8 protein-coding genes and 1 pseudogene are annotated in these 8,099 nt (G+C 65.8%); 4 read left to right on the top strand and 5 right to left on the bottom strand.

Features of this window, described 5'->3' with window-relative positions:
* From AC2VOP_RS01850 to AC2VOP_RS01835, 4 genes and pseudogenes are all read left to right on the top strand, one after another.
* Nucleotides 1–211: pseudogene (locus tag AC2VOP_RS01850) on the top strand (integrase); the annotation flags it as partial.
* The gene (locus AC2VOP_RS01845; protein WP_486959382.1) at nucleotides 208–1,275 is read left to right on the top strand and encodes an AAA family ATPase; all 1,068 of its coding nucleotides are present in this window, start codon (nucleotides 208–210) and stop codon (nucleotides 1,273–1,275) included. The pseudogene AC2VOP_RS01850 and the gene AC2VOP_RS01845, both read left to right, overlap by 4 nt.
* A gap of 31 nt (nucleotides 1,276–1,306) precedes the next feature.
* Entirely contained in the window at nucleotides 1,307–3,016 is a 1,710-nt protein-coding gene (locus tag AC2VOP_RS01840; RefSeq protein WP_486959381.1) for a TniQ family protein, read from the top strand.
* Nucleotides 3,017–3,103: 87 nt separating this feature from the next.
* Nucleotides 3,104–3,418, top strand: coding sequence for a hypothetical protein (locus AC2VOP_RS01835; RefSeq protein ID WP_486959380.1), 315 nt, complete (start codon nucleotides 3,104–3,106; stop codon nucleotides 3,416–3,418).
* Between the two features lie 72 nt (nucleotides 3,419–3,490).
* Here AC2VOP_RS01835 and AC2VOP_RS01830 read toward each other — a convergent pair whose 3' ends face one another.
* The 5 genes from AC2VOP_RS01830 to AC2VOP_RS01810 all read right to left on the bottom strand — a co-directional run bounded on the left by AC2VOP_RS01830 (nucleotide 3,491) and on the right by AC2VOP_RS01810 (nucleotide 7,457).
* Nucleotides 3,491–4,150 (bottom strand): carboxymuconolactone decarboxylase family protein, encoded by a 660-nt coding sequence (locus AC2VOP_RS01830; RefSeq protein ID WP_486959379.1) that lies wholly within the window; start codon nucleotides 4,148–4,150, stop codon nucleotides 3,491–3,493.
* Nucleotides 4,151–4,159: 9 nt separating this feature from the next.
* Nucleotides 4,160–4,840: a TetR/AcrR family transcriptional regulator gene (locus AC2VOP_RS01825; protein WP_486959378.1), complete on the bottom strand. Its 681-nt coding sequence runs from the start codon at nucleotides 4,838–4,840 to the stop codon at nucleotides 4,160–4,162.
* Nucleotides 4,786–5,256 carry a hypothetical protein gene (locus tag AC2VOP_RS01820; RefSeq protein WP_486959377.1) on the bottom strand — a complete coding sequence of 157 codons (471 nt, stop codon included), beginning with the start codon at nucleotides 5,254–5,256 and terminating at the stop codon, nucleotides 4,786–4,788. Before AC2VOP_RS01820 ends, AC2VOP_RS01825 begins: the two co-directional genes overlap by 55 nt.
* Nucleotides 5,256–5,867: a carboxymuconolactone decarboxylase family protein gene (locus AC2VOP_RS01815; protein WP_486959376.1), complete on the bottom strand. Its 612-nt coding sequence runs from the start codon at nucleotides 5,865–5,867 to the stop codon at nucleotides 5,256–5,258. The genes AC2VOP_RS01820 and AC2VOP_RS01815 overlap by 1 nt, the downstream gene beginning before the upstream one ends.
* A 111-nt stretch (nucleotides 5,868–5,978) precedes the next feature.
* Nucleotides 5,979–7,457, bottom strand: a complete 1,479-nt coding sequence (locus tag AC2VOP_RS01810) for a GMC oxidoreductase (protein WP_486959375.1) — start codon at nucleotides 7,455–7,457, stop codon at nucleotides 5,979–5,981.
* Nucleotides 7,458–8,099: the final 642 nt, after the last annotated feature.

Genomic DNA, 8,099 nt, shown 5'->3' with positions numbered 1-8,099 from the left:
CCTCAGCGCGCAACGCGCCAGCCGCGATCAGGCCGAAGATCCGGCCGCTGCAGATGCCACGCAGGAGGTGGCGTCGCTTCCCGGTGTGATCGATCTGTTGGAACGGCGAGAGCAACGAGCTGCCTTGGAAGTCGTCGATGACATCGACGTCTTCGAGCGGTACTTCATCGAGCACCCTGACACCGCCGGGTTGGAGGTGTTTGAAGAGTGAGCAATCCGTGGGCGCGGTGGCTGGCGACCAACGGGACTGCGCGCCATCAATTGTCACGCAAACAGGGCTGGGATGCGTTCGTCAACGCCGCACCCAGGCAATCGTTGGAAGTGTTGACCCGCGCGCAGATGGCCGGGTTGTCCGATGACGAGCTTGAGGACTACAACCAGGCCCGGTTGGTCTGGAACGCCAATGTGCCGACGGTCAAGACGATGCAGCTGGAGATGGCCTACGGGATCATCGATCAGGTCATGGCGTCGAATCACCGTGACGGCGACAAGCTGCGCGGCGCGGTGGTCATCGACGCCGAACCCGGGCTGGGCAAGACCACCATCGCCACCCGATATGCCCGCGATTTCCATCGCCGGGTCTACCGACGCGAGGGCCCGCTGACCCCCGAGGGACACCAGCGTCTGCCCGTGGCGTTTGTACCGCTGACCGCCGGCATCACGTTGAAGGGCCTGAACCAGCAGATCCTGCGGTTCTATGGGCATCCGGCCGTCGACCGGGCCTCCACGTCGAAGCTGGGTGCACTCGCCGTCGACTGCGCGACCTCGTGTGCGACGAGGCTGATCGTGATCGACGATCTGCACTTCGTGGACTTCAAACACCGCCACGGCATCGACGTATCAAATCACCTGAAGGGCCTGGCCAACGAGATGGCCGTAACGTTCATCTACGTCGGCGTGAAGCTGACCGAGAAACGATTCTTCGACGAGGGGATGACCGGCGAGCAGGCCGCCTACGCGCAGACCAGCCGGCGCACTACCCGCTGCCCGGTTGCTCCATTCAGCATCGACTCCGCTGCGGCGATGCGCAGCTGGGTCATGGTGTTGCAGGTACTGGAACCGCACATCAAACTCGCCGCGGCCCGCCCCGGGATGCTGGTCGATCACGCCAAAGAGCTGCACCGGCGCACCCAGGGGCGAATCGCGTCACTGACGAACCTGATCGACCGGGTCTGCTACTTGGCCATCACCACCGGCACCGAGACCATCACCGCCGATTTGATCGCCGCAGCCACAATCGACAATGCCGCCCAGGTCAGCAGCTCAACCGCCTAAACCGCAAGGCCGGGGGCGGTCACTTCGGTCGGTGCCGGCCAGCTACGACATCGACCGCTTCCCCATCACGGTCGCCATCCGACCCGACGAGACGATCGAGTGCTGGTTGACGCGTGCCGCCGTCCGCTACGGCATCACCCCGCGAGAGTTGATCGCGCAAGCCGGCATCGACGACCGTCATGCGCGGCCTGGGCAATTCGCGCGGCTGATGCGTCAGCACTCGAGCCTGCTCGCAGCCAAGTTCGGCTGCCCGGAAGCCGACGTGGCCGCGGCCGCGGCCGAACTGCTCTCCAACACCGCGGTCGTGGACTACCTCGTCCGCTACTACGCGGTTACCCGACCCATCCCGGCTGGGAGCACGTTCTGCCCCGGGTGCCTATCGGAGCCCGACCCGCACTGGAAGCGGGAATGGGCAAGCGTGTTCGCGATCGCCTGCCCAAGGCACGCATGCTTGCTGGTGCGCACCTGCCCGCGCTGCGGTGAACAACCGTGGTCGACAATGTCGTGGCTGTCGCAGCAACCCGGCGCTCCGCTCTACCGGTGCCCCAACCGGCCCAGACACCCAAGTGGCCACATGATGTACCGACGCCGCTGCAATTTCGACCTGCGAACCATCGAACCCTTCGCCATGGACGCCGATGCCATCGGCGCTCACCAACTGACCTTCCGGCTGAGGCGGCAGTACCTGCACGACCCGGCAAGCCCGATCCGCCTCGCCGACGTCGAGGTTACAGCGACGATCGCCTTCGACGCCCTCTGCGAACTCGTCGATGAATCCTTCAGGATCACCACCCTCTTCGACAGCGACGGCGACCGCACCGCATTGGTGCGCGCGCTGCGCAAAGCCAGCGGTGTACTGTCCTGCGAATCGACCAAGACCGCCGCAGACAAGGCCCATGCCGCAGGGCTTTTGAACCCCGCAGGACCCATCACACCCATTGGTCCCGACAACACGCTGCTACGACGCAAACGCAATCCCCTGCTCGGGGCAATCCGCCTTGGCTCCGTGCGCGCGACGCTGAGCCCGGCCACCCAGCTCATGTTCGATTGCGGTAACCGCCACCCCCGCTACCCAATTCGCGAAAACGACGACCGCATCTGGCAGCGACTCCCCGAACACCAGGTCGAGCTCCCCGAACTCCATTCCGCCCGCATCCCGCAGGTGCTGTGGCCCGACACCGTATGGGCAGACGCCGAAGAAGCCGACCTGCTCGCTGCCGCAGCCCAAGCCATGGCACTCACCAAGATCGGCGACACCCGAACGTGGGCAATTATCGCTTTGGATCTCGGTCTGCCCAAGGGCATAGCCACGCCGGTCACGCGGTACTGGCGTCAAATCGTCCGGGACGGTCGTTGGCCCGAAGCCCTTGCCGCCCTGACCCGTCTGAAGGAACATCTGCGCTGCAACCAACCCCCGATCGACTACCAGCAGCGGCGCATCATCGCCGACGACCCACGACGGCTGGTACTGGCTCTGACCCGTGCCGGTGCCAGCAGTCGCACCATGGGTCGCGCTGAGTTCGGCGACGTTGTTCGCAGGTACTGGGAACTTTTCACCGGCGGCGACATCCGCTACGCGGCTTTCCCTTACGCAATCCGGGATGACGAACCAGTGGACTGGCAACAGAAACGCTCACGCATCGATGCCGAGCACCGCGACCTCTTCACAACTGCGTACGACCTGATGTCGACATCGAAATCGTTGCGGCCCAACGGCCCGTTGACATGGAAGCCCCCTTGAAGAACACACGCCGACAGCCCGCGGGACGTCCGCCACGACGGCGGCGACGGCACTGGGATTTACCGTCGCGCCGGGCTGAAGGACCTGGTGACGCTGACCCTGCTCAAACTCCCGCCGCAAGAATCCCGTCCGCTGTCCATAGAAACGCCTCCCTGCGGGATCGAAGCCGAGATCAGCCGTTGGGACGCGTCGAAGTTCATCCTTGCCGCGCGACGGCAACGCAAAGACGGCACCCGAGGACTCAGGCTCGACGAAATCCTCGACATCCACAACCATCTCGTCGCCGGCACTGAAAGGACCTCACCGCCCGATCCGTCCCGAGACAGGCGAATCACCGCCCGAGCCGCCCATACCCTTGGATCCGATCACACGCGATGGCGCGACGTACTGTCGAAAGATTAGGTGGACGGTTACGTCCAGGGGCGTGGTGTAGGGCGGTTGGTTCTGGTGGACGAACGGCATGCGGATATGCAATTACCTTGGCGAGGAACGCCGAAACCGGCGCAGGACGTGACGAGGAGATTCACGGCGAATCAACGCGGCGCTGACGAACATGGGAAAGGTCACCGTCCAGGCGAATACAGAGACCGCCAGTTCATCACACAGTCTGCTGTCGTCGACGGGCTGATGCGAGAACCGGGCCAGCAGGGCATCGAAGGTGTTGGTACTGCGGTTCAAGATCGTGATGATCCTGGCGATAGCCTCGATTCGGCTGCGGTGGGCGCTGTCAAATGCGACCGTCACCGCGGTTTCGAGCAACGGCGAGATGGCAGCGAAGTCGACGCGTGCCATTGCTTCGGCGTAGGTGGTGGCCAGCCACTGCGGGTCGTGCGGTGAGCCGCGGGTCTGCTTCTGGTGCGGGTCGGCGTGTGCCTCGATTCCCGAGATCACCGATAGCGGCAGGCCGGTGCGTAACGCCCATTCGCGGTGGATGAAGGTGCAGTAGCGGCAGTCGTGGGCGTGGGATACCGCCAGCATGATCGCCTCCCGGGTTTGGCGATCCACCGCGTGGCGCAGCCAGACATCGGCTCCGGTCTTCCAGTTGACACCTCGCAGATCCGCCCACAATTGAGCGACCGTATAGGTGCGCTTGTTGAAGACGTCAAAGACGCGGTCGCGAGGCACGGCACTCACCGGTGTCGATCATCGGTCCTGCTCAACGCGGTGCTGCGCGGCGCCTTCAGTGAGAACCGTCCACAGCAGTTCGCTGATCTGTTCGGCGGTCTTATTCGGCGGATGGTCGGCCGTCCAGTTCAACGCACCCAACCACAGATCCCGCAGGGTGGGGATGTCGACGTCGGCGGCGATGAAGCCGGCGCCGGCGGCCTCATAGAACAGGCCGTCGAACAGCGAGAAGAGCCGCTCGTGCAGCAGCGCGGCCCGTTCCCGGTCTCCGCCCTTGAGCGCGCGCCAGTCATACAACAGAACGTAGAGCGCATCGTTTCCGCTCCACAGCGCCTCGAGGTACGCCGTCATCGCCGCACGCAGTCGATCATCGACGCGGTGTTCGCCGCTGATCGCCTGGCGGATCGCATCGGTGGTGCGCTCGACCGCGCTCTCCATGACCGCGATCAGCAGCCCCTCCTTCTTGGCGTAGCGGTACTGCAGGCTGCCCAACAGCATTCCGGCGTCGTCGGCAACCTGGCGGACTGTGGTGGCCAGGTAGCCCTGGGAACGAAAACGCCGGGCCGCGCTGGTGAGGATCTTTGTGCGCGTGTCGGCGGCGCGGTGCGATGGTGTGATGGCCTGTGCCCTTCGGCTTGGGTTTTCTACGATTCGAGCGTGAAGTACAGCACCACGGTGCCGCGCAGCGCGGCCCGGCACAAGTAGCGGCCGGATGCGAGGCTGCGGATCTCCGCAGCCAGCCCGCGCAGCAACCGCGGATTCTCGGCGCGTTGATATGACAGGTGTGCGGCCCGCTCCCCGTATTGCACGCGGTAGCCGAAACGCTGGAAGCGCCCCGTCGAGGTCAGCCAGACATTGGCGCCGTGGTCGCCGTCAAAGGCCTTGCCGTACCAGGGAAACCGTAGGTGCGAGGCGATCGAGGTGATCGCGCGGCGCGTTCGATCCGGCAGGGAGTCCAGGGCGGGAACCGCCGCGAGACGGCCACGGAAGACACCGTGGAGCGCGTTTGCGGGCGGCGCGGCCAACCGGTCGAACAGCTGGTCACATTCGGCCATCGTGCGCGCCGAGACGGTGATGTCATCCCGCGGTGCGGCCGCGCGCCCGAGCCGGGCCATCAGGCGGCCTGCACATCGTCGGGTGCCTCACCGGCGGTGAACGCGCGGAACTCCCGCAGCAGCTGCCAGGGGGACTTGCGCAGAATGACGCTGAGCATCGGCACGAGGACCGGGCCGGTCGCCGCAAGGACGGCGGTGATGGCCAGCTCGGCGGCCAGTGACTGCGAGGCCGGCTCACCGCGCAGGCGGAACAGCAAGGCGTCCATGGTGTTCGCGGATCGGTTGACGATCGTCATCACCAGCGCAACGGCCTCGATGTTGCGGCGTTCACCGGTGCCATGGTGGCGAGCCACGTCCGCGACGATCTCGGCGGGCAGCGTCCCGAAATCGTTTTCGGCCAGGGACCGCGCGTAAACCAGGGCGCTCCACCGGCCACGATCGAAGGCGCCCGGATCGGTGCCCTCGAGTTGCGCGATTTCCTCGTCGGACGCACCGGTGCGGATGGCCCATTCCTGATGGATATAGCTGCAGTACCGGCAGCCGTTCGCCCGGGCAACGGTCAGCATGACCTGCTCGCGCAGCGCCGGATCCATGCGGCGCAGTCCCCACACCAGCCCGGCGCGCGGCGCCAGCGGGACGAACCGCACGACTGCGCCGGCCAGCTCCCGCAACGTATAGGTTTTCCCGATCGGTTTCCCGGCGGCATGCACCGACTTCCTAGTGAACACCATCTCCCTGCTCCCTTCAGCGTTTCTGTCTGCCCGGCGCGGTTTTCGCCGGCGTCACGAACTACTCGCGGTCAGCAGCGCGGCCTGGCGTTCGGCCATCGCCGCGATCCCCAGCGATGGCGGCACCCCCGGGGCGGCCGGGTAGAGCGAGCCGTCCGCGACGAACAGGCCCCGGTGACCGAACACCTGCCCGCAGTGGTCGACCACCCCGGCGTCGGGTGTCGCCCCGATCGCCGCACCCCCGACCGGGTGCACGGTGACCAACCGTCGGCTGCGCTGTCCACCGGGCCAGTTCCCACGGAACCGGGCCGGTTGGTAGGCCTCGGCGATGCGGGCGACCCGCTCGGCGGTATGCGCGTAGAAGTCGGCATTGTGTGCCTTGTACTCCGGCGCGAACGGGACGCCGTTGACGGAACGCAACGAAATCCCTGGCTCGCGTCCCGTCGCGAACAAGAACACGGTTTCGGCCAGCCAGCGCCGCACCGGCCCCGGTAGCGGGAGCTGGGTAACCGGCGGGGCGGCTTCACCGACGAATCCGCCGTCGGCTAGGCGATGCACGTTCTGAAACATCGCATGCCGCCCGCCATGTGCGGCCGAACGCGTCCGGCTCAGCATGGCCAGATAGTCCCCGTTGCCGGAGAAGTCCTTGCCCAGTGCGGGCGGCAGCGCGGGCAGGCTGCGGTGCTTGTCGCGGGCGGCGAACAACAGTCGCAGTGTTCCCACGGTGCCGGCAGCCAACACCAGACGCGGTGTGACGGTCACATGATCGGTTCCGCGGTGGTGGTCGCGCCAGGCCACCTCGTAACGGTGGTCGGCACCCCCGATCGCGGTCACCTCGCACAGCGCACGGATGTCAGCGCCGTTGCGCCGCGCCAGCGCGAGATACGTCAGATCCAGGGTCGTCTTGGCGCGGTATTGACATCCGATGACGCAGGCACCACAGGCGCGGCACGTCTGTTGCGGGCTGCCGACCGCGTTGGTGCGCCATTGTGGCGTGTCGCGGTCGCCGAACTGGATGCCCATCACCGGCGCTTCGGGTGCGCCCAGGCCCGCGCGGGTCAGACCCTGGGCGAAGACCTCCCGGGAGGCGGACGTATCCGGCAACTGCTGCGGCTGTTGGATCGCTTCGACCAGCCGGAAGTAGGGCGCCATCTCGGCATCGGAGATGTCATCGGGAAAGTAGTCGTCGAAGAATCCGGCCGCCGGACGCGACTGATATCCCGCGTAGACCAGGGAGCCACCGCCGACCCCGTTGCCGACCACCACGGTGGCCCCGGGCCACAGATGCACGTCGAACAACCCGGTCGGACGCGACCACAGGACTCGCTGCCCATGATCGTTAGCCCTGGTCATACCGCGGAGAAACCCGGGCATGGCTGCCAGGCCGCGTGGAAATGGTCGGGTGACTTCCGCATCCCGAGAATCGCCGCCTGCACCCCACCACGGTCCACGTTCGAGAACCAATACCTTCATCCCGGCTTCAGCCAACCGTGCTGACATCACCGCCCCGCCGAACCCGGAGCCGACCACCACGGCATCAATGTTGCTGTTAGGCCGGGGCAGATTTGTAGACAAGGAATTACCGAATCATCCGTAACGGGGCGCCCCCGCGCTTCACCATCAGATGGGGGGCCATCTCTGCTTGTATCGGGTGCGTTGCCGCCCTGTCTTCGCAGACCTGCGTGTCCTCCACCGGCCGGCGGGGCCGGCGAGGGCCCCGATTTTTGGTCATGCGACTAAATACTAGAGCGGGTCTGCCCGCTACGCAACCACCCGCGTTCCTTGCTGATGAGGGATTACGGCGGCGACGAGTGCCCGATCAGCGACATGGTCGCACTGATGCCTGCGCGTGCGGTCCGGGACGTTCTAATCCGTAGCCCTGAAAACGAGTTCCTGTCGCGCGGTGCGCGATCCACTTCGGCCGATCCACGGTAGTGGGCTTCAGTCAAGCCAGGTTGTCGACTCCGGTCGAACCTTGAGCAGTTTCTTCCGGTCGAAAAGCGAGCAGGTGTGTTTACGGGGTCGAGTCTGCCTGACGGCCGGCAGTTCGACTTCCCGAGAGACCGCCCGTCGCGGAGGATTCCGACACCTTCGGGAGAACCAGCGTCCGACACCCTGCTGTGAAAACCCAGGTCGCCGAGCGTCAAATCCGACATGTTCGGCGAGTTCCTACAG

Source organism: Mycobacterium sp. TH-M106, assembly GCF_057473765.1.
The sequence above is the reverse complement of the archived record's forward strand: the minus strand, read 5'-3'. Positions and strand labels throughout refer to the sequence as shown.

Coding starts and splice junctions, on each gene's coding strand:
- AC2VOP_RS01820 (WP_486959377.1), bottom strand. CDS start 5,256: ATGGCCCGGCTCGGGCGCGCGGCCGCACCGCGGGATGACATCACCGTC.